Raw genomic sequence first — 20,670 nt, 5'->3', positions numbered from 1 at the left:
AACCTAGAATGACGGTACCAGAAACCGTTGTGTTGCCAATTACACCATACCCCAAGGGATTCGCCGCTTTTCAAGAAGTTATCTCGATCGGCGACAGCATGAAACTCTACCGTTGGAGCCCCCTAGATTCAAACCGCACCGGGTGATACATGAGTCACAGCGGCGATTTTGCCCACAGCACAGAGCTGGGAACCCAGCCCGTGATCATGGTCCAAAGTTCCTGCCCCTCAAGGGAAACTGCCTGCGGTACGTATGCTGCGTCGAGTGCGCCAAGAACGCTCACGTACACGCCGTCAAGATCGTCAGCCAGCTTGCGCCAGTCGAGCGTGACCCATGTGCCGCCAGCCGTCCCTCCCCACTCTTCTTGATAGACAGACCCATCGGTGGAAACGATGACCATCGGGTACTTGAGGATGAGATCCACCCAGTCCTGCCCGCTGTGGATTGTGGCAACGTGAGGGCGAGTACCGGCAAGAGTGGTCCGGCTCAAGGCGCCTATTGGGCGGTCTCCGGCGTCGTCGCCCAAAAACTGTTCGGTGCACACGCAGTTCTCAAAATTGCTCGCGTCCAGATCGCTTCCCGCCAGCCAGCGAGGATCAGTAGTGCGAAAGCTCTGGGCCAAAGCTATGGCTGATTGGGAAGGCGCATCCCAACTGGTCCCCATGATCCGCGGCAGGCCAATGAGGTTCTTTTCGATCGCTTTCAGCTCCGCATCGAAGGCGCGGCGCTCCTTGGAGAATCTGCGTGGTGCGCGTTCCCGCACGGCATCCGCTGGAAGCTTCTCCCCTGCGCGGGCCTCGACGGGCCGGCTACCCTCCGGATCAGCCGGCAGGTGATACCCGAAGTTCGTGGGTGCAAACTCTTCGCTCCACCAGCCCAGCTCCGGCAGATCGAGCACCCGAAGAGCAATGCGATCCAACCGTTCGCGCACGTCCGAACCCCAGAGGGCATCGCGGACAATCACTTTCTCGAAGTTGCCAAAGGCGTAGGACGATGTCAGGTCCGCCAACGCACGCAGCGCCAATCGCGCGATAACCCGATCGTTGGTTTCCCCCTCTGCGAGCGCTCCCTCAGGAGCATCGAGCGCTGCCACGAGCCACTGGATGCTGCGAAAGCCAGCCTCCTCGCACCGGAGAGCTAACTCCTCGCGGTTTTCGGGAGGCGTCATTTCCCCGGCAATCTCGGGTGGCTCGTTGGCCGCACCGTTACTATCAACTGCCGTATTGACCGACACGAACATAGTGCCCGCGCTCGTCACCCGTTCGATACCAACATTGATGTACCAGAGCTCATCGATGCCCGTGCCCCACTCGCCTGCCGTTTCGAGGGCGCTGAGTTCCACGGCAAGATCGGCCAGCCACGCGCGCTGAATCACGCCGGGACGAACTAGGCATTCCCTCGGGGACACGAGTCTGGGCACTTCAGACTGCTCGGCGTCAGGTGCAAACATATACGCAAGCCTACTCGCGAAGGTTGCTACTCCCCCAGTCTGGCGAGCAGCTGATTGATGCGCGTCATGGCCTCGTCCTTGCCCAAAATGGCGATGGAATCCACCACGGGAAGTGACACGTTGGTGCCGGTCATGGCAACAAACAGAGGGCCGAAGGCGAACCGCGGCTTGATCTCCATTTCCTCCACGAGCTTGGCATCCAGCGCGGCCTTGACATGCTCGGCATCGAACTGGTCGAGTCCGCCGAAAACCTCAGCCGCCGCAGCCAGCACGGCCGGCGCGGTATCACGCAACTTACCGATCGCCTTCTCGTTGTATTCGATCTGATCCGCACCGATAAAGAGGAAGCGCATGAGCTCGGGAGCCTCGCCCAGAAGCTGCATGCGGGTTTGAGCCAGAGGCGCAGCCGCGTCAAGGATGGTGCGCTCGGAATCGGTCAACTCCGCGTAGGCTTCCGCGCTCACCACGCCGGCCGCCCCCAGATAGGGCACGAGCCGCCCGCGGAAATCGTCCCCATCCAGCAAGCGAATGTGGTCAGCGTTGATGGCCTTACACTTCTTTTCATCGAAACGGGCGGGGTTCGGGTTCACGTCCGCGATATCGAAGGCCTCGATCATCTCCTCCTTGGAGAAGACGTCCCGATCGGCGGCAATGGACCAGCCGAGCAGCCCCAGATAGTTCAGCAGTCCCTCGGGCACCATTCCGTTCTCGCGGTGAATGAGCAGGTTGGACTTGGGGTCGCGCTTGGAAAGCTTCTTGTTGCCCTCGCCCATCACGTAGGGAAGGTGGCCGAATCGTGGGGTGAAGCCGGCAACACCCAGCTCCTCGAGAGCGGCGTAGAGCACCACCTGACGCGGGGTTGAGGACAGCAGATCTTCGCCGCGCAACACGTGGGTGATGTTCATCATCGCATCGTCCACGGGATTGGTCAGCGTGTAGAGCGGATCTCCGTTGGCACGCACGATCACATAATCGGGCACAGACCCGGCCTTGAACGTGATCTCCCCGCGCACCAGATCATCGAACGTGACGTCCGAATCTGGCATACGCATGCGCAGGACGGGCTTGCGCCCCTCGGCGCGGAAGGCGTCCTTTTCTTCCTCGGTCAGGTTGCGATCGTGACCATCGTAGCCCAACTTGGGATCCTCGCCCTTGGCCTTGTGCCGGGCTTCCACCTCCTCGGGCGTGGAGAACGATTCGTAGGCGTAGCCTCCGGCCAGTAACTTGGCGGCCACGTCCTGATAGATGTCCATACGCTCGGACTGGCGGTAGGGGCCGTGCGGACCACCGATACCCACGCCTTCATCCCAGTCCAAGCCCAGCCATGTGAGCGATTCGATGATCTGCTCGAAGGATTCGGCGGAATCGCGGGCCGCATCGGTATCTTCGATGCGGAAGACGAAGGTGCCGCCCACGTGGCGCGCATACGCGTAGTTGAACAGGCACGTACGCACCATTCCAACGTGGGGCGTGCCGGTAGGTGAAGGACAGAAGCGAACGCGGATATCTGAGCCCGCAGCAGTGGTAATAGCCATGATTATTCAAGGATAGCCCGAGTTCGGGCGGGAGACTAAAGGTGCGCATTGTGAGCTGCATTTACCCACTTCCCAGCCGGGAGGATAGGCTTGAACCATGGCTTACGATTTCTCTTCACGCTCACTCGAACAGCTCATTTCGGAAGGCTCCCACAAGTGGAGTGCGTTCCCCGGCACGATTGGCATGTGGGTTGCCGAGATGGACTTTGGAGTCAGCGATGAGATCCGCGACTACATGGTTCGTGAAGCCAACCGGGGATCGCTTGGGTATCTGCCGCCTGCCGATGGCCGCCGCGTGCTCGAAGCCACCTCAACGTGGCTCACCCGCTTTAACTGGGAACCCAACCCCGACCACATGCTGCTGCTCCCAGAAGTACTAGCTGGCCTGCGAATCCAGATCGAGCACTTTTCCTCCCCCGGCTCGGCCGTGGTTGTCCCCACCCCTGCCTACATGCCTTTCCTCTCCATCCCCAAGGAGTTCAACCGCGAGATCATTGAGGTGCCCAGCACCCGCGATGCCGATGGCTACTGGCGCCTTGACCTTGACGGCATCGATGCGGCGCTGGCCGCGGGAGCCGAAACCGTGATCTTGTGCAACCCGTGGAATCCCACCGGCCGCTGCCTGTCACTTGACGAGCTCGCCGCTCTGGATACGATCGTCACCGCCCACGGCGCGCGTGTATTCGAGGATGCGATTCACGCCCCTCTGATTCTGGATGGCACGTACATCCCGTATGCCACCGTCTCCGCCCAAGCTGCGGCCCACACCATCACGGCCGTGGCGGCCTCCAAGGGATGGAACATTCCAGGCCTGAAGTGTGCGCAGTTGATCTTCAATAATGAAGAGGACTGGAATGCGTTCCAGCCATGGGCCCACGCCGCCTCCGAGCCCACATCAACGGTTGGCGTGCGCGCCACCGGCGTGAGCTACACCGAATCACAAGGATGGAACGATGAAGTGCGCGACTACCTGCGCATCAATCGCGATACCCTAGCCGAACGCGTGGCTGGATGGGACGGGGTGACACTCTCTCCCATCGAAGGAACCTACATCGGATTGATCGATTTCACCGAGCTGGCCCAGCGCGGCACGTTCAACGGGGCTACCCCAGCCGCTTATCTGCGCGAAAACGCCAAGGTTTCCCTCACCGAGGGCAGCCTGTGCGGCGCCGATTACTCGAACTTCGGCCGCATGATCTTTGCGACCCCGCTGCCCGTCCTGACCGAGGCACTGGACCGCATCGAAAACGCACTCTACGGCGCCTAACCGCGGCGCATGACAGGATTGGATACCACACCAATCCCCTCAACCTCCACCTCCACGCTGTGACCGGACTCGATCTCCGCGCTACCAGCAGGTGCCCCGGTCAGGATGATGTCCCCCGGCAGGAGAGTGAAGATGCCGGAAGCGTAAGCCACCAGCTCGGCAACGGAAAAAGCTAGCTGGCTGGTGCGCCCCTCGCGGGCCACCTCCCCGTCGATCCGGGACACCACGTGCAGATCGGCCACATCCAGATCGGTTTCGATCACTGGACCGGTGGGGAGCGACGTATCGAAGGCCTTAGCGCGCGCCTTATCGCCAGCCACGGCGGTCACATCGTTGGCTACGGTGTAGCCGAAAATAACATCGCTGGCCCGGGATGCCGGAATATCCTTGCATGCCCGGGAGATCACTACGGCTAGTTCGGGTTCGTGGCGAACCGTTTGAGCCCACGTGGGAAGGATGATTGGATCGTCTGGCCCGATGACGGAGGTGTTGGGCTTCAAGAACATCTCCACATCGCCCAGCGATGCAGGCTGGCCCTCATCGCTACCGTACGTCCCCACGTATCCCACCACTTTAGAACGCGGGATCATCGGAGAAAGAATCTGGGCCTCATCTTCGGCAACCCGTTGGCCGGACACTTCCACGTTCCCGAACATCGGATCGTCGGTCAGGACGAGGTACTGGCGGGTATCGGCGTCATAAATGGCGTAGCGGGGCCCTTGTTCAAGGCTGAGGCGTGCAATCTTCATGCCGCTAGCCTACTACCCACACATGCCACGGTAAGATCGTGACTCCATAGACATGAGGAGGCACTGTGAAACAGCAACGCGACGGGTCTTGGAGTGAGGCTCCAACCGTCACCTTAGAATCTCACAAAACCATCCCCTGGATGATCGAGCACCGATTGAAGGCCCGGCCACACGATGTATGCATCGAAAGGAAATCACGCTTCGGCTCACGCTGGCTTCCCGTCACTATTTCCGAGTTTCATACCGATGCGAAGCAGATTGCCCGCGGGCTCGTAGGTTTGGGGCTGCGCCCGGGCGATTCGTTGGCCATCTTCGCCGCCACCTCGTATGAGTGGAGCCTCATTGATGTGGCCGCGTTGAGTGTGGGAATCGTCGTCGTCCCAATTTATGAATCGGACTCCGCCGAACAAATCAGCTGGATTCTCGAGGACTCCTCGATCAAACTCGTGGTCACGGATACCGCAGCCCACGCAGCGCTCGTGGAATCCGTACGTACGAAGGACCTCGCGCGGACGATAGTTTTTGACGACGACGGCCTCTCCTCCATTTACGAAGCCGCCAACGATGTTGCACCGTCGGTGGTGGAAGGCTATCAGGCGGCGCTCACAGCGGATTCGCTTGCGACCATCATCTACACCTCGGGCACAACGGGACGCCCGAAGGGTGTGGAACTCACCCACGGAAACTTCGTGTTCTCCGCGCTGACGATCCTCAAATCCGAACGCGAGATCATCAACGTGGCACACACGCGGATCCTCCTCTTCCTGCCCCTAGCACACATCATGGCGCGCATCGTGTTCTTCTATGCGCTGGCTTCGAAGGGGCGTGTTGGGCATGTTGGCGGAACCGCCAACCTGATCGCGGATATCGGAACGTTCAAGCCCACTGCCCTGCTCGTGGTGCCGCGCGTGCTGGAAAAGGTATACAACGCCGCAGAAGCGAAATCGGGTGGCGGCGTCAAGCTCAAGATCTTCCGGTGGGCTGCCCAAGTGGCCGCGGAAAACTCCGAACGCAAGCATCACGGGCCCATTTTCCGGGTCAAGCGAAGCGTGGCCAGAAAACTCGTGTGGTCCAAGCTCACCGCAATTCTTGGCAAGGACTGCCGATTCGCCGTGTCCGCGGGAGCGCCGCTCGGTAAGAGGTTAGGGCACGTATTCCGCGGTATCGGACTCACGGTGATTGAGGCGTTCGGGCTCACGGAATCCACGGGGCCGGCAACGGCGAACCGGCCAGACAGCTTCGTCATGGGCACCGTTGGCCAGCCGATCCCTGGCACGGCGATGAAGCTGAATGAATCCGGCGAAGTCTTCCTCAAGGGACCGCATATCATGGCCGGTTATCACAGAAATCCTGAGGCCACGGCGGAGGTTCTGGGAGCTGACGGCTGGTTCCGAACCGGGGATGTGGGGACCATCGATAGGGCCGGGTTCCTCACCATCACTGGGCGCAAGAAGGAACTGATCGTAACCGCGGGCGGCAAGAATGTTGCCCCCGCCGTGCTTGAGGACAAGCTCCGCGGCCACCCGCTGGTCTCCCAAGTTGTGGTGGTAGGCGATCAGCGTCCGTTCGTTGGGGCGCTGGTGACGATCGATTCGGAGATGCTGCCCGGCTGGTTGGACACGCACGACTTGCCTGCCATGGACGCCGCCGCAGCCTCACGCAATCCGGACGTTCTAGCAGCGCTCCAACGCGCGGTTGATCGCACGAACAAGCAGGTCTCTCGAGCCGAATCTATCCGCAAGTTCTCGATCATTCCCGGCGATTTCACGGAGGATAACGGGCTGCTGACGCCCTCCCTCAAGGTCAAGCGCGAGCGCGTGTTCGAGCGCTATGGCGAATACATCGAGAAGCTGTACGGCGGGGAGCTAAACGAGGAGCCGCAAGGAAAGAAGGCGAAGTAATGCCGGATATTTCCGGACGCACTGGGGTGGTGGCGCTCCTCGGATCTCCCGTGGAGCACTCCCTGTCCCCCGCGATCCACAATTGTTCGTTTCGTCAGCTTGGCATCGATGCCGTGTATGTGGTTGCCGAAGCCACGGAGCAAACGGCGGGCGAAGCGATCGCTGGGGCGCGTGCGCTCGGGCTGCTGGGACTGAACGTGACGATGCCGTGTAAGAGGGCCGTGATGGATCATCTTGATGGTCTTTCGCCTGCCGCGGAGCTTATGGGGGCCGTCAACACCATTTCCGTAGAGGACGGAGCGTTGATCGGGCACAACACGGACGGGGCGGGGATGCTGCGTTCGGTGGCGGAGGCCGGATTTGATGTGGCCGGGCAGAAGATCACGGTGATCGGGACGGGCGGGGCGGGATCGGCGGTCTTTACTCAGGCGGCACTGGACGGTGCCGGCGAAATATCGGTTTTCAAAGCGCGAGAGGCTGGCTTCGATGCGATGGAGGAACGCATCGAGGTGCTGGCGGATCGCAGCGGCTCCTCTCTGGGACTCTATCGGCTCTCCGATTCAGACCGGTTGGAGCGGGAAATTAGCGAGAGCCTCGTGGTGATTGACGCAACGCGGGTTGGTATGGCGCCGCTGGCCAATCAATCCAACGTGCGCGGCGAGTGGCTACGGCCCGGGCAGGCCGTTGTTGATGCCGTCTATCACCCGCTGGAGACGAAGCTCTTGCGGGTGACTGCTCAGGCTGGGGCTACTCCCATTGACGGGCTGGGGATGTTGCTGTGGCAGGCGGCCATCGCCGAAGAAATCTGGTTTGGGCGGACCATGCCGGTGGGGTTCGTGAGGGAGCAGGTGTTCAGCTCCATCTAATTACTGAAAACTGTGCTATCTAGGACTTGCTTCCCGACGTATCGCTCTGGGCTGAAAATACACTGAACACGTTGTATTTCAATACCCAATGTCTTTATTAAGGAACAAACATGGATGGCTTACTACTTGCCGTACAGTTCTTAGTTGTTCTGGGATGTCTGCTGGTTGGAGCTCACAAGGGAGGGATGAGCCTCGGCCTGATGGGCGGTGTAGGCCTCATCATCCTTGTGTTTGGCTTCCGGTTGACCCCGGGCGAACCGCCGATCCAGGTCATGCTGACCATTCTCGCGGTGATTGGTTGTGCTGCCACCCTCCAAACCTCCGGTGGCTTGGACGTCATGATGCGCTTTGCTGAGAAGCTCTTGCGCAAGCATCCTCAGCAAATCACGCTCTTGGGCCCACTCGTCACGTGGTTCCTCACAGTGCTGTGCGGAACCGGCCACGTGGTATACACAATGCTCCCCATCATCGCGGACATTTCCCTGAAGAAGAACATCCGTCCCGAACGGCCCATGGCGATCTCGTCAGTGGCCGCTCAGATGGGTATCACGGCGTCCCCCGTATCGGTGGCCGTCGTATCACTCAGCTCGATCCTTGCCGAGCGCGCCGGCACGATCGATCAGTCTTTCTCCATTCCGCAGATCCTTGCGGTCTCTATCCCAGCATCTCTTGCTGGCGTGATTTTGGGCGCTCTGTGGTCCCTGCGCCGCGGCAAGGATCTGGACAAGGATGAAGCCTTCCAAGCACGGATCGCTGATCCGGTCCAGCGCGAATTCATCTACGGTGGCGAGTCCACACTGTTGGATACCAAGTCCACGAAGCACGCCTACTGGGCAACCGGGATCTTCTTCACGGGCATCGCCGTTGTGGTGCTTCTGGGAGCATTTGAATCCCTACGTCCCGTTGTGGGAGACGGCGAAGGCGGCAGCGCCCCGCTCAACATGAACTTGACGATCCAGATGGTCATGCTTTTCGCTGGTGCCATCATTCTGTTGGCCTGCAAGGTTAAGCCCACAGACATTCCCGATTCGGCCGTGTTCAGGGCTGGAATGGTTGCGATTTTCTGCGTGTTCGGTGTTGCGTGGATGAGCGAAACATTCTTCGGTGCCCACATCGAGGATCTCGAGGGGTGGCTAGGCGGAGTTGTCCAATCGGCCCCGTGGACCTATGCGCTCGTCCTGTTTATCGTGTCCAAGCTCCTGAACTCGCAGGCTGCGGCCGTTGCGGCGTTCGTGCCGATCGGGCTGGGGCTAGGCGTTGATCCCGTGACAATCGTCGGGTTCTTCGGGGCATCCTATGGATACTTCCTGCTGCCCACCTATCCTTCGGATCTCGCGGCCATCGGATTCGATCGCTCGGGTACCACGCACATCGGCAAGTACGTGATCAACCACAGCTTCCTCGTTCCGGGGCTCATCTGTGTTCTCACGTCGTGCATCGTTGGATTTACCTGGGCGCACATCCTGTACTAAGTTCGCTGATCTTTACAGTTCACCCATCTGAGCGAGGGCCTGCCGTAGCAATGCGGCATGGCCCTCGCCTAGTTCTGCCTGAAGTTCACGGGTCCGAGCATCTCCAGGGGTAAACCATGTGAACTCAAGGGAATCGGATCCCGGGTTACAGTCTCCCTGCATCGGGACGATATAGGACAGCGCAACCGCGTGCTGGCGAGAATCGAGATATCCGGCGCCCGGTGTTGGAAAGTACTCTCCCACAGCGAATGGGACTGTTGCCGCCGGTATCTGTGGCAGGGCCATCGGCCCTAGATCCTTTTCGATGTGCCGAGCCAGTGCCTCACGGAGCCCCTCGTGGAAGAGCACCCGGCCAGAAGGAAATGATCGCAAGATCGTGTCACCAGTGACGCATAGCAGCATGCCGATGGCCTCGAGCTTGCCGAATTCGTCCAGACGCACAGGAACAATATCCACGTACACCATTGGCACCTTGCCCCGAACAAACTCAAGATCCTCGGGGGAAAGCCATGGACCCATATCAGCTGAATCGATCTCGTTCATAGGTCAATGATGCCAGCTTGCAGCACGCGTGGGACATCCCTACTTTCGCTGTTTCTCCGGTGGTGAACCGGGCGGAATGCTCACCTCGTAGCGGACACCCTTTTCACGTATGGCGGCGGATGTCACTATTAAGTCATGGGAAAACTGCAACAGGGCGATCGCGCTCCAGAATTCACTCTTGAAACAATCGACGGTTCGGTCAACTTGGTTGCCGAACTGGAGAAGGCTGACAAAGGCGTTGTTGTCTACTTCTACCCCAAGGCTATGACCCCCGGGTGTACCACCGAGGCGTGCGATTTTCGCGATTCCGAAAACTCTCTCAAGTCCGCGGGCTACACAGTGATCGGCATTTCCCCGGATCCCGTGGATTCACTTCGTCAGTTCACTGACCGTGACAACCTCAACTTCCCTCTCGCCTCCGATCCCGATCGCGGCGTACTTGAGGCATACGGAGCCTACGGCGAAAAGAAGAACTACGGGAAAACCGTTCAGGGCGTCATCCGATCCACCTTCGTCATCGCAAAAGACGGCACCATCTCCTCCGCTCAGTACAACGTCAAGGCAACGGGGCACGTGGCCCGGCTTCGCAAGGCTCTAGGAATCGACGCGTAGGCAAGGGGTAGCCACAAAGCTCACACTCAGCCAATTCCTTGAAGCGGCACGGCGTCCTATACACTTGATGAGTTGACTCGCGCGAGTGGCGGAATTGGCAGACGCGCTAGATTTAGGTTCTAGTACCTTCGGGTGTGGGGGTTCAAGTCCCCCCTCGCGCACGCGAATGAAATGGCCCCTGACCTGGAATTTAGTTCTCCGGGTTGGGGGTCATTTTCGGATACGAGTCCTTCTTCGACGGTCGGCTGTACCTGACGTGTCGCGAGAGTGAGTCAGTTCCGCGAGAGTGAGTGAGCGTCGTGAGTGTTGGCGTTGTACGGCATCTCTGGTGGTTTTGCCTATCTCTGGAGGCATTCACTCACTCCCGTCACGTCGTACAAGATGCGGTATGGGAACACGCGAACGGCTTTGCTCCGAATGGGGGTGGCTCGCCAGCCTCGCCGAACTCAAACGCCGGCACGAGCTCGGAGATAATTGGACGCCGCTCACTACCGAACTCCCCACAGACGAGTCAGAGAATTCCTGATTCTCACGTTGCCATAAGATACAACGAACTAGGCCCTAGCGTAAAGCACACTTGACATGCCATCCTTGACTGGAAAGTCAAGCACGCTTTACATAGGAACGTCAGTATGTATGAAGATCAAAAGAGCGAAATCCCTGCCGAAACGGATGATCGCAGCCAGTATGGGCGCGTAAAGTTTGGTGGTGGGCACCTACCTGCGTTGTGGCTCGCCGCACCGATCGGCCTGATTTTCGCGATCGCTATCGCAGCGGTAGCGGTAGCAACGAATAGCGCCGGACCCCGCCCTATTGTTGGCGGCACGGCCATCACGGTTGTGTTGATCTGGCCATGCCTCGGCCTTGTCTGGGCCATGATCGTTGATCGCGACACGCTCCGAGGTGCCACCGCCGATCCCGAGCAGTCCGTCGAGTCCGTGTGGTACGAGAAAGCCGCCAGCGGTGCATTCTCGGATATCCTGTTCATCATCGGTCTCGGGACAGCGGCCGTTGCGTTCACGGGTATCGAGATGTCCACCGTCCTTGTCCTCGCTGGCGTCATCCTGATCGCGATGGGATCGTTCGCGATCCGGTACCTCATCCAAAAGCGCCAGAGCTAACCGATGCGAAATATCCTGCCGGATCTGCGCCGGGAACGAGGATGGTCCCAACAACGCCTTGCTGACAAGCTCGGGGTTTCGCGCCAGACAATCATCTCCATCGAACGCGGACGATTTGACCCTTCATTACCGCTGGCGTTCCAGCTTGCTCATGTTTTCGAGCGCACCATCGAGGAGATCTTCTCCGACGCTGAGTAGCACCGGCACCCACCCAGATCGAAAGTGCCTTCTTACGCATCCGTCGCAAGCGCGAGAGATCTCAGTAGCTGATCCAGCGTTGGTACTCCCTCAGAGCGAAACACTTCGTCACCTTCGTCAGTACGCACGATGGTTGTGGGAGTGGAGCGAATCGCCTCAGCTTCCGCTAGGGCGGGTTCCATCGCGACGTTGTGCTCGGAAACTCTCAGTTCAGAAACCAACCCGCTTGCCTGATCGAGCACGGATGCTGCGCGATGGCACGGACCACAGAAACTGGAACTAAACAAATCGACCTTCATGATAGTGACGACCATACACCCCTTGGAAGGCGCTACTTTAGCTCAGGCCACCAACATGATTCCGGCGTAGGCGATTGCCGCAACCAGCACGGTAGCCAGCGCGGCCAGCACAAATGGCCGGATACCCACCTGAATAAGGTTGCGGATCTTCACACCGCACCCAAGCCCGAACATGGCGGCGGCTAGCAGGGCCGTCTGGAGGGCGTTCCCTATATCCAATACGGCGCCCGGGAGGTCCACGAACGAGCGTAGAAGTACCATCGCCAAGAAGCCGATGATGAACAACGGGACGATGGGAGGCATCTTCGCCTGCACATCCGATCCAGCCGCCTTCTCTTCAGCCGAAGCCTGACGATAAATGCGGCGCTGGCGAACACTCAGGATCGCAACAACCGGCGCCAGAAGCAACACGCGGGCCAACTTGACCACAACGGCCACGGTCAGCGCGCTGCCGCCGAGGATCCCGCCAATGGCCACAACCTGAGCAATCTCGTGCGTGGAAGCTCCAGCCCACATGCCTGCGGTGGGATTATCTAGCCCCATCGCGCCCACAAGGAAAGGGACGAGCGGGATCATGATCGTCCCGAAGATCACCACGAGGGCAACCGCCGTGACCGTATCTTGTTCGTGCTCCTCGCGGGGGTCCGTGACGCCAGCCGCGCCGGCCACAGCCGCGGCCCCGCAGATGGAAAAGCCACACGCCACCAGCAGAGTCAGCCGCGGCGATACGTTCAAGAGCTTGCCCAGAAGCAGGGTACCGAGCAGTCCGCCAGCAACAACGCACACGACAACCAGAATCACCGGCACGCCCAGATCAGCGATATCGGACAACACCAGCCGCAACCCCAGCAGCACGATTCCCGCACGCAGCAGCTTCTTCGAGGAGAAATCAATACCCAGCCCAAAGCTGGCCGGAAGCTTCACCGTGTTGGTCACGAGAATCCCCAGCAGAATCGCCACGATCATCGGGCTGAGCACGGGAACAAGTTGCCCCACACCGTAGGAAACGGCCGCCGCCGCCAGCGCAAGCAGCACACCGGGTGCCAAGAATCGCGCCTTGTTCTGTATAGACGTCATAGGCCCATGGTGGCACAAAAGCTCCGCGGGTCCTGTAGGGCGGTCGAATGGCGAGCTAGTCCGTCGTCGTCGTTATAAAAGCGCCTCGGCCAAAAGCTGGAGGGTCTCCTCGCGCCTGACCCCACGCTCCAGATCATCGTTCGCGTAGGCACCAGCCACGGGTGAAACCATGACCTCATCGGCGCCGAGCCTGCTCGCAAGCGCCGAAATCCCTTCGGCCACCTGCTCGGGCGTGCCCACGAACAGCGAATCCGGACCGGGAGCGGGAGCCATGAACTCGCGGGCCTGCCACGAGTAGTTCTCCAGCTCCTCCACGGGAGCCTGCGGCTCGTTTTTTCCACCGCTACGCAGCCGCGCATTCATCAGTTTTTGGGGCAGGGCAAGTTTGTCCGCTTCTTCCTTAGTTGTGGCGACGACGGCGTTAACAGGCACCAATGTTTTCGGTTCGGGGAAACTCGCAGAGGGGACAAAGTGCTCGCGGTACATCGCAAGCGTCTCATCGATGCCCGGCATGCCGAAGTGGTTGGCAAATACGTAGGGCAAACCCAGCTGGCCGGCGGCTTGGGCTGAATACGCCGAGGAACCCAGAAGCCAGATGTCCGGCGAGGTGCTCATGGCTGGCGTGGCGCTCAAGGCATACGGGTTGCCAGCGATCTCGACGTGCACGCGGTCGCCCACAGGGGTCTCGCCACCGCCCAGCAGCTCGCGCAGCAGCGTGACGTCGTGAACGTAGTTCTGGACACCGTCACCGGGCAGTGCCTTCCTTAACACGGCGGCGGTCAACTGATCGGAGCCTGGGGCGCGTCCCAGCCCCAAATCCACGCGGCCCGGAAACATTTCCGAGAGCAGGGCAAACTGCTCGGCTACGGCGAACGGGGCGTGATTGGCCAGCATGACACCGCCAGAACCGAAACGAATGCGCTCGGTGCCCTGAGCAAGGAACGGAATCAGCACGGCGGGAACTGTGGAGACGATCGATTCCATGTTGTGGTGTTCGGCCACCCAATAGCGGGTATAGCCCAAGCGGTCAGCCTCGCGGGCCAGCGCCCCGCTAGCAAGAAGGGCTTGGCGGCTAGTCTGCCCGCGGCGCAGCCCAATCAGGTCAAGAACGCTCAGCTGTAAATCACTCATGGATTCACCGTATCTTATTACTCTCTCGCCGAATACCTGAGGAACTCCTCAGCGTAACGGTCCCTACCTAGCCCGCCACTCACGGCGCACTGGCGCGCCACTTCCCAAATGTACTGCGTCATGAAATCCATGTCCTGAAACTGGGTTTCATGGCACTGGATGGCCTGGACCTTCTTCTCCACTTCAGCCCGGCTCAGTTCCACAAAGTGGTTGGGGGCGTGGTGGCCCTGCAGCCACACTTCCTCCACCATCCACGGGTCCATGCCGCTGGCCTTGAGCTCGCGGAAGGCGAACGGGTTGCGGGAGGCCGGGTACACGGCCTGAATGGCGGCCTCCCCCACGGCGCGATGATCCGGGTGGCTAGCGGCAAGGTTAGTCCAGTTGTGTTCCGGGGACATCGTGATGACGAGTGTTGGCTGGTGAATACGAATCTGAGCCACAATGTCGCGAACTAGGGAGGATGTCACGCGCAGCTCACCATCCATGTGCCCAAGGAAGGTGACGTCCGTGATTCCTAGCTGGGCTGCGGCAGCACGCTGTTCCTTCATACGCACGCCGGCAATCTGGTCCTGCCCCTCGGCTTTGAAGCCGCCGGCATCCCCCGCCGTGGCCACCAACAGGCTCACGTGCGCCCCTTGCTCCACGAACTTTGCGAGCGTTCCGCCCGAACCCACATCGGCATCGTCCGGATGCGCGAACACCCCAAGAATTCTCTCGTGATCCACTGCTTTACTCCCCTTTCTCAAGGTTCCTTCTCAAAGTGCTCTTACTCAAAAACGGCGGCGACCTCGGCGATCGCCTCGCAATATTCATCTAGTATCTGACGCGCTGCGGAGGCCGAATCCACGAGCGGGTGGAGGGCGATCGCCTTCCACGCCAGCTCTCTGTTCTTAGTTGTCACGGCATCGATCACCATGGTTTCGCACGCCTTGACCTGAGTGACAAGCCCAAGTTCTGCGCCGTCCAGCGGTGCCACGGGGGCGGGAACGGGGCCGTCCGTATCCACGCAACACGGGACCTCGATAATGGCGTCATCCGGGAGGGCGGGAATGATGCGCCGCCCGGAACCCGTTGAGGCCTCCGTGTTACTCACGCCCAGAATCATGCGAGCTGACGGGCCTCCGGAAAGCGCCGCCATCAGGTCGAGGGCCACTTCTTGGTAGCCGCCCTCCAGATCGTCCTCCTCACGAGCTCCATCGCCTGCCACCTCGCGGGCTTCGGCCATGTAGGTTTCCTCGCGTTCGCGGTGGGCGGCGTCCCACAGTTCGGCGGCGCGGGTAGGTTCGGCCAGCGCGGCGCGATAGAAGGCGTTCTGCTGATCGGAAAGGAATTGGCCGCGGGTCTTTTCTTCTGCCGCGATCTGGGCCACTGCCTCGCGATTGCGGTAGTAGTAGAACAGGTATTCGTTCGGGATCATGCCTAGGGCGCGAACCCATTGCGGGCCGATCAGGCGAGCCTCCTCCATTTGGCTGAGTAGCTCCGGGGTATCAAGCAGGCGTGGAAGCAGTTCCTTGCCGCTCGCTGTGACGCTGCGCAGCCAGCCTAGGTGGTTGAGACCAATGTAGTCATAGTCCAGTTCGGCCTCGCGGTGACCAAGTGTGCGCGCGGCACGGCGCACCAGCCCGATGGGTGTATCGCAAATGCCAATCACTCTTTTTCCCAGAATCTGGCGCATCGCCTGCGTGATGATACCGGCCGGGTTCGTGAAGTTAATGACCCAGGCGTTGGGGGCCCGTTCGCTGACAAGGTGGGCCAGGTCAAGGGCCGCGGGGATTGTCCGCATCGCGTAGGCGTAGCCGCCCGGCCCTACCGTCTCTTGGCCGATGATGCCGTGGCTGAGCGGGATCAGTTCATCGCGCACGCGCCCTTCGGTTCCGGCCACACGAATCGCGGAAAACACAAAATCGGCGCCTGTGACTGCCTCGGTGAGGTCAGCGGTGGCAGTGATGCGGGGTTTGCGAACGATCGGGAGTTGGTCCAACACGTGGATCATCACGCGCAGTCGCTCGGCCGAGGTATCGAACAGGCACAGCTCGCTCACGTCCAGCTGGTCCCCCGGGCGGTGGCTGAGCGCTTCAACGATCTGTGGCACGCGGAAACCGCCGCCTCCAACAATCGTGAGTTTCATCCGGTCGTGCCTCCGTATTCGCGTGATACAAATATGTGGCGAGCGGGCGCGTGATGCCCGGGCGCGTAATCAAGACTAAAGTCTAGGACAAACGTCCGGCATAAGGAGGCCCCGATGCGGCGATTCGCGGATGACGCGCAAACCTTCACCGCGGTGGTGAGTGGTCCACTGTTTCTGGACGTCATTTTCGCCTCCCTTGACCGGATGCCCGAACCCGGGCAGGAACTGTGGTGCGATGAGTGCGGGCTCACGGCCGGTGGGGCTGCGAATCAGGCGCGCGCGTTGGCACGGTTGGGTTTTCAGGTGGAGTTGTGTTCATACGTGGGTGAGGACGCCGCGGGAACTTTCGTACGTTCGATTGTGGACGACGACGGCGTGGGCAGCCGGCTCTTGCAGCCCGTGAAGAAGCAGGCCGTGACAGCGGCCATCAGCGTGCAATCGGACCGTGCGATGGTCTCCAGCGGAAGTAATGAGGCTCCACCGCTGAGTGGCCCAGCCCCCGATCTTCTGATGGCCGATCTGCGGGCCATTGGGGAGGGCCGTGAGGTTGTGCGTCAGTGGCGCCAGCAGGGAACGTGCGTGATCGGTGACGTTGGCTGGGACGGGAGCGGGGCGTGGGACGTGGCGGACTTGGAGCCGCTGGATCTGGTTGATGCATTCGTTCCCAATGAGGATGAGGCGCGTGCCTACACGCGAACCAATTCGGCGGCGGAGGCCGCACGGGCACTGGCCGATCGGGTGGAACGGGTGGTTGTGACCCGAGGAAGCGCGGGCGTGGCGATGGCCAGCGGGAACATGGGTGGCTCGGCGCTCCCAGCCTTCCCTGCCCAGGCAATCGACGCAACGGGGGCCGGGGACGTTTTTTCGGCAGCGCTTGGATGGGCGCTTCTGCGGGGCGGGGATTTGCGCCAGGCGGTCAGCGTGGCCAGTGTTGCCGGGGCGCTCAGCACCGAAACACTGGGCGGTGATGGTGCCCCCACCGTTGCGGAGCTTCGGGCTCGCGTGAACCGTGCGGCCCCAGAGCATCTTCCGGGTGGGTACGATCTGGCGCTGCTTTCTCGTTGAGGCGTGGGGCGCAGCTATGAGCGGAGCTGCCCTCAGCAGCATCCGTTCAAGTGTGCGGCGGCATTTGCCAGAATCTCGGTATGAGCGAAGATTCAAAACCTCCCGTGTTTTCGGAACCGTACCGACGCGAGCTATACGCCCGCCGAACTCTGGTCCTCGACGGGCAACTGGACGATGACAATGGCACGCTGCTGGCCGTACAGATGGCCAGCCTCGCAGCCGAGGAACCACATTCTGACATTAACCTCTGGATACACTCCCCCGGCGGATCTGTCCCCGCGATGCTCGCAATCCGCGATCTCATCAGGGTGATCCCGAACGATGTTGCGACTCTGGCACTCGGGATAGCATGCAGCGCCGGCCAATTTCTCTTGACTGCTGGCACACCGGGCAAGCGGCGTGCGCTGCCACATAGCCGGATTCTTATGCATCAGGGATCAGCTGGGATAGGCGGCTCCACCACCGATGTTGAGCTACAGGCCGAGGATCTCAAGCACACTCGCGATACCGTCCTTGGGATCACGAGTGAGGATACGGGCCAACCCCTACATAAAATATTCGAGGATTCTTTGCACGATCACTGGTTCTCAGCAGCCGAGGCGCAAGAGTATGGCTTTATCGATTCGATTGTCTCGGGCTTCGAGGAAATCATTCAGCCTGACCCTAGAGCGGCAGGCTTCCACCCGACAGACGGGCAGCAGGGGAGCACAGTGCAAGCAGAGAGGAACGCCCAATGAGTCAAACATATACGATCCCCAACGTTGTTTCCAAGGATCCCCGCGGAGACAGGATCATGGATGTGTATTCTCACCTGTTAACCGAGCGCATCATCTATCTTGGTACACCACTCGATGGTGGCGTGGCCAATAGTCTGATCGCCCAACTCCTGTTCCTCGAATCGGCGAGCCCAGAAATGGACATCGATTTGTATATCAACTGCGAAGGAGGTGATCCCAGTGCGATGCTGGCGGTGTACGACACGATGGCTTATGTGCGGTCAGATATATGCACAACGTGTGTTGGGCAAGCAGTGGGTGTAGGGGCGATCCTCTTAGCATCAGGTTCCCGCAGGCTTGCCCTACCCCACACTCGGGTGGTTCTCCATCAGCCGGGCCAACAGGGCCGTCGAGGCAGCATCCCTGACCTCATCCTTGAGGCTGACGAAGCCGTGCGGATCCGCGAAGAACTAGAGGATATTCTGTCTCATCACACTGGGCAGAGCTCTGACACGTTACACAAGGATACGGATCACGATCGCGTGTTTACACCAGAGGAAGCACGCGAATACGGGCTGATCGATCATGTGATCAACCGCCGCCAGCTCCACGGTGGCTAAATCCCGCGAATATCCAGCAGAGATGATCAAGCGGCGAGCATCAGCGAATTAGTTGGTCCGGAGCTAGTGGGATACCCACAGGACGCGAGCCGCTCGGAAACGGCAGTTGTCAGGTCGATGAGCGTCACGTCCAGTGCGCGGCCAACCGCAGCGATCATCTCGCTGGATGGGTCCTTAACACCTCGTTCCATCTCAGAGAGGTACTGCGGAGAAACCCCTGCCCGAGCGGCAGTCTGGGCCAAGGTTTCGCCGTGATCGTGGCGGACGCGGCGAAATTCCTCGCCTAGCATGTGCCTCCACAACGGGGCCCCCGCGATAACTTGATGCCCGTGCTTCATTTCGTCCATACTTCATCCTAAGGCGGCGTCCGGCGCAGTACGCCGCCCTCTGCTCTCGGCAGAGCGCTTACTGTTGCCTGTTTCACACAGCTGCCACAGATAACCAACATCGATATTTGCAAACAAAGTCGCGCATAAATGTCAAATCGGCTGAAAACGTTGATATGGCGCGGTACGTGAAAAGCAATTCCCCGGTTCGGTAAGCCTTACCCGCCTAGGCACGAAGTCCCAAACTGTCTAACTTGAAGGTGTAGGCAGATTAGTTAGTCAACATAAGGAGTCCCTCATGGCTACTCAAACACTCGTTTCTTCTTGCACCGTTACCGGATGCTCCTTCAACAACGGCGGCTGCACCGCACTTGCTATCACCGTTGGAGGCACTGCCGCCAAGCCCGCATGCGGCACATTCACTGACATTGATGCCCGCGGCGGCATCGAGGGCACGCACGGCACCGTTGGTGCCTGCAAGCGCCTCGAATGCGTCCACAACAAGGATCTCCTGTGCACCGCAGGTGAAGTTGCTATCGCAGGCGATACTGCAGACTGCACAACCTTCGAGGCGCGCTGATCTCAGACAACGCCGCACAGGGGCTTCGCGGCCAACACAATGGGGGACCTTCCGGGTCCCCCATTGTTCATCCCAGCTGCCTGAGTTCACGCACAATATCCGTGCGGTTCGAAACCGGGTAAGCAAAGGGGATGAAGGCGGTAACGGCGCCGTCCTGTTCGATACACATGAGAGTGATACCCGTCCGGTCCACGTCAAGGCATGTGACTCCCACAGCATGCTCGCACACCCCGGAGATCTCCTGGCGTGCTAGAAAGGCTCCTTGAACCGTGCCCAGCACTACCCCATCGAACGCTTCCCGCAAGTTCACAACTGCCGGATTAGTGACAGTTTCCACCGCCAACAGTTCATTTTCGGGGCAGCCGAACAGGTCCGGCTCAATATCGCAGAACAGGTGATGCTCCTGAAGTTCCTGCGCCCATTCGTGCTCATCGCGAATCAGATCAGAGCACAGAGGGGTAACGCCACACGCATCGTGAAGTAGGACGCGTTCGAAGGAAATGAACGCCATCTCCCCCATGCTGGCCAAATCAGCCACACGGGCTGGAATCTCATCGGAGATCAGCATGCGCTCTTTTTCCGCCGGGCCGAGCCAACGAGCCTTGCCTAACAGGTGTGCGGACGAGGCAACGATGTGAAGATCAAGGCGCGGCGCCTGCTTTTCTATGGAGAGGCGGACATCCGTGGGAAGCTCTCCACCCAAGGCTGCCATTGCCGGATCGTAACCGGATACGGCAACAACCAGTTCTCCGCTCGACGTCATGCCATGAGACACCGCGGCGAAGGTTGCCATGGGACTCACGTGGTAGGCAACCAACTCTGCCTGACCGAGTCCGCACAAGAGCCGGTAGGCGGTAGAGACGCTCCTCTCATGCCACAGCGCAGGGTCTAGAGCACCACGATTCGGGTAAAGCGACAGATCTGGATTCACGGTTTCACTCTCGGTAAACAATCAACCGTAAGTTAGGGTATCCGAACATCACCCCATTTAAGCAAGATGGTTATCACTTAAAT

General features: G+C 60.0%; 22 protein-coding genes and 1 tRNA gene. 12 read left to right on the top strand and 11 right to left on the bottom strand.

Annotation, left to right across the window (positions count from 1 at the left end):
• Positions 1-154: 154 nt before the first annotated feature.
• Positions 155-1,450: a hypothetical protein gene (locus ACTHV6_RS03660; protein ID WP_441385911.1), complete on the bottom strand. Its 1,296-nt coding sequence runs from the start codon at positions 1,448-1,450 to the stop codon at positions 155-157.
• A 26-nt stretch (positions 1,451-1,476) separates the two neighbouring features.
• The gene (gltX, locus tag ACTHV6_RS03655; RefSeq protein WP_441385910.1) at positions 1,477-2,985 is read right to left on the bottom strand and encodes a glutamate--tRNA ligase; all 1,509 of its coding nucleotides are present in this window, start codon (positions 2,983-2,985) and stop codon (positions 1,477-1,479) included.
• A gap of 97 nt (positions 2,986-3,082) precedes the next feature.
• On the opposite strand from gltX, the gene ACTHV6_RS03650 reads away from it, so the two are divergent.
• A complete protein-coding gene (locus tag ACTHV6_RS03650) occupies positions 3,083-4,252 on the top strand; it encodes a MalY/PatB family protein (protein ID WP_441385909.1) in 1,170 nt (389 codons plus the stop codon).
• On the opposite strand, the gene ACTHV6_RS03645 is transcribed toward ACTHV6_RS03650, so the two are convergent.
• Positions 4,249-5,001: a fumarylacetoacetate hydrolase family protein gene (locus ACTHV6_RS03645; protein ID WP_441385908.1), complete on the bottom strand. Its 753-nt coding sequence runs from the start codon at positions 4,999-5,001 to the stop codon at positions 4,249-4,251. The genes ACTHV6_RS03650 and ACTHV6_RS03645 overlap by 4 nt on opposite strands.
• A 65-nt stretch (positions 5,002-5,066) precedes the next feature.
• Between ACTHV6_RS03645 and ACTHV6_RS03640 the strand changes: the two genes are divergently transcribed.
• The 3 genes from ACTHV6_RS03640 to ACTHV6_RS03630 all read left to right on the top strand — a co-directional run bounded on the left by ACTHV6_RS03640 (position 5,067) and on the right by ACTHV6_RS03630 (position 9,240).
• A complete protein-coding gene (locus tag ACTHV6_RS03640) occupies positions 5,067-6,902 on the top strand; it encodes an AMP-dependent synthetase/ligase (RefSeq protein ID WP_441385907.1) in 1,836 nt (611 codons plus the stop codon).
• Entirely contained in the window at positions 6,902-7,768 is an 867-nt protein-coding gene (locus tag ACTHV6_RS03635; RefSeq protein WP_441385906.1) for a shikimate dehydrogenase, read from the top strand. Before ACTHV6_RS03640 ends, ACTHV6_RS03635 begins: the two co-directional genes overlap by 1 nt.
• Positions 7,769-7,878: 110 nt before the next feature.
• Positions 7,879-9,240, top strand: coding sequence for an anaerobic C4-dicarboxylate transporter (locus ACTHV6_RS03630; RefSeq protein ID WP_441385905.1), 1,362 nt, complete (start codon positions 7,879-7,881; stop codon positions 9,238-9,240).
• A 12-nt stretch (positions 9,241-9,252) separates the two neighbouring features.
• Here ACTHV6_RS03630 and ACTHV6_RS03625 read toward each other — a convergent pair whose 3' ends face one another.
• On the bottom strand, positions 9,253-9,783 hold the full coding sequence (locus ACTHV6_RS03625; RefSeq protein WP_441385904.1) for a DUF4916 domain-containing protein: 531 nt from the start codon (positions 9,781-9,783) through the stop codon (positions 9,253-9,255).
• A gap of 135 nt (positions 9,784-9,918) precedes the next feature.
• Between ACTHV6_RS03625 and bcp the strand changes: the two genes are divergently transcribed.
• The 4 genes from bcp to ACTHV6_RS03605 all read left to right on the top strand — a co-directional run bounded on the left by bcp (position 9,919) and on the right by ACTHV6_RS03605 (position 11,714).
• Positions 9,919-10,395 carry a thioredoxin-dependent thiol peroxidase gene (gene bcp, locus ACTHV6_RS03620; RefSeq protein WP_441385903.1) on the top strand — a complete coding sequence of 159 codons (477 nt, stop codon included), beginning with the start codon at positions 9,919-9,921 and terminating at the stop codon, positions 10,393-10,395.
• A 79-nt stretch (positions 10,396-10,474) separates the two neighbouring features.
• Positions 10,475-10,556 (top strand) — tRNA-Leu (locus ACTHV6_RS03615).
• Between the two features lie 471 nt (positions 10,557-11,027).
• Positions 11,028-11,516: a hypothetical protein gene (locus ACTHV6_RS03610; RefSeq protein ID WP_441385902.1), complete on the top strand. Its 489-nt coding sequence runs from the start codon at positions 11,028-11,030 to the stop codon at positions 11,514-11,516.
• Between the two features lie 3 nt (positions 11,517-11,519).
• Positions 11,520-11,714, top strand: coding sequence for a helix-turn-helix transcriptional regulator (locus tag ACTHV6_RS03605; RefSeq protein WP_441385901.1), 195 nt, complete (start codon positions 11,520-11,522; stop codon positions 11,712-11,714).
• A gap of 32 nt (positions 11,715-11,746) precedes the next feature.
• Here ACTHV6_RS03605 and ACTHV6_RS03600 read toward each other — a convergent pair whose 3' ends face one another.
• The 5 genes from ACTHV6_RS03600 to ACTHV6_RS03580 form a co-directional block, all read right to left on the bottom strand.
• Complete coding sequence (locus tag ACTHV6_RS03600) at positions 11,747-12,028, bottom strand: thioredoxin family protein (RefSeq protein ID WP_441385900.1); 282 nt, start codon at positions 12,026-12,028, stop codon at positions 11,747-11,749.
• Between the two features lie 27 nt (positions 12,029-12,055).
• Positions 12,056-13,090, bottom strand: a complete 1,035-nt coding sequence (locus ACTHV6_RS03595; protein ID WP_441385899.1) for a YeiH family protein — start codon at positions 13,088-13,090, stop codon at positions 12,056-12,058.
• Between the two features lie 72 nt (positions 13,091-13,162).
• Positions 13,163-14,221, bottom strand: coding sequence for an LLM class flavin-dependent oxidoreductase (locus ACTHV6_RS03590; RefSeq protein ID WP_441385898.1), 1,059 nt, complete (start codon positions 14,219-14,221; stop codon positions 13,163-13,165).
• Between the two features lie 17 nt (positions 14,222-14,238).
• Positions 14,239-14,946: a PIG-L deacetylase family protein gene (locus ACTHV6_RS03585; protein WP_441385897.1), complete on the bottom strand. Its 708-nt coding sequence runs from the start codon at positions 14,944-14,946 to the stop codon at positions 14,239-14,241.
• A 41-nt stretch (positions 14,947-14,987) separates the two neighbouring features.
• Complete coding sequence (locus ACTHV6_RS03580; protein ID WP_441385896.1) at positions 14,988-16,349, bottom strand: 6-phospho-beta-glucosidase; 1,362 nt, start codon at positions 16,347-16,349, stop codon at positions 14,988-14,990.
• 114 nt (positions 16,350-16,463) lie between these two features.
• Between ACTHV6_RS03580 and ACTHV6_RS03575 the strand changes: the two genes are divergently transcribed.
• From ACTHV6_RS03575 to ACTHV6_RS03565, 3 genes are all read left to right on the top strand, one after another.
• Positions 16,464-17,414, top strand: coding sequence for a carbohydrate kinase family protein (locus tag ACTHV6_RS03575; RefSeq protein ID WP_441385895.1), 951 nt, complete (start codon positions 16,464-16,466; stop codon positions 17,412-17,414).
• 80 nt (positions 17,415-17,494) lie between these two features.
• On the top strand, positions 17,495-18,151 hold the full coding sequence (locus tag ACTHV6_RS03570; RefSeq protein WP_441385894.1) for a ClpP family protease: 657 nt from the start codon (positions 17,495-17,497) through the stop codon (positions 18,149-18,151).
• Positions 18,148-18,750, top strand: a complete 603-nt coding sequence (locus ACTHV6_RS03565; protein ID WP_441385893.1) for a ClpP family protease — start codon at positions 18,148-18,150, stop codon at positions 18,748-18,750. The genes ACTHV6_RS03570 and ACTHV6_RS03565 overlap by 4 nt, the downstream gene beginning before the upstream one ends.
• Before the next feature lie 26 nt (positions 18,751-18,776).
• Here ACTHV6_RS03565 and ACTHV6_RS03560 read toward each other — a convergent pair whose 3' ends face one another.
• The gene (locus ACTHV6_RS03560; RefSeq protein ID WP_441385892.1) at positions 18,777-19,097 is read right to left on the bottom strand and encodes a helix-turn-helix domain-containing protein; all 321 of its coding nucleotides are present in this window, start codon (positions 19,095-19,097) and stop codon (positions 18,777-18,779) included.
• A 277-nt stretch (positions 19,098-19,374) separates the two neighbouring features.
• Between ACTHV6_RS03560 and ACTHV6_RS03555 the strand changes: the two genes are divergently transcribed.
• On the top strand, positions 19,375-19,656 hold the full coding sequence (locus ACTHV6_RS03555) for a DUF1540 domain-containing protein (protein ID WP_441385891.1): 282 nt from the start codon (positions 19,375-19,377) through the stop codon (positions 19,654-19,656).
• 67 nt (positions 19,657-19,723) lie between these two features.
• Here ACTHV6_RS03555 and ACTHV6_RS03550 read toward each other — a convergent pair whose 3' ends face one another.
• Positions 19,724-20,587, bottom strand: a complete 864-nt coding sequence (locus ACTHV6_RS03550; protein WP_441385890.1) for a hypothetical protein — start codon at positions 20,585-20,587, stop codon at positions 19,724-19,726.
• Positions 20,588-20,670: the final 83 nt, after the last annotated feature.

The sequence above is a fragment of the Ancrocorticia sp. genome (assembly GCF_052089425.1).
Lineage (GTDB): Bacteria > Actinomycetota > Actinomycetes > Actinomycetales > Actinomycetaceae > Ancrocorticia.
Note: the sequence above shows the minus strand (reverse complement) of the source record. Positions and strands in the feature narration are given on the sequence as shown.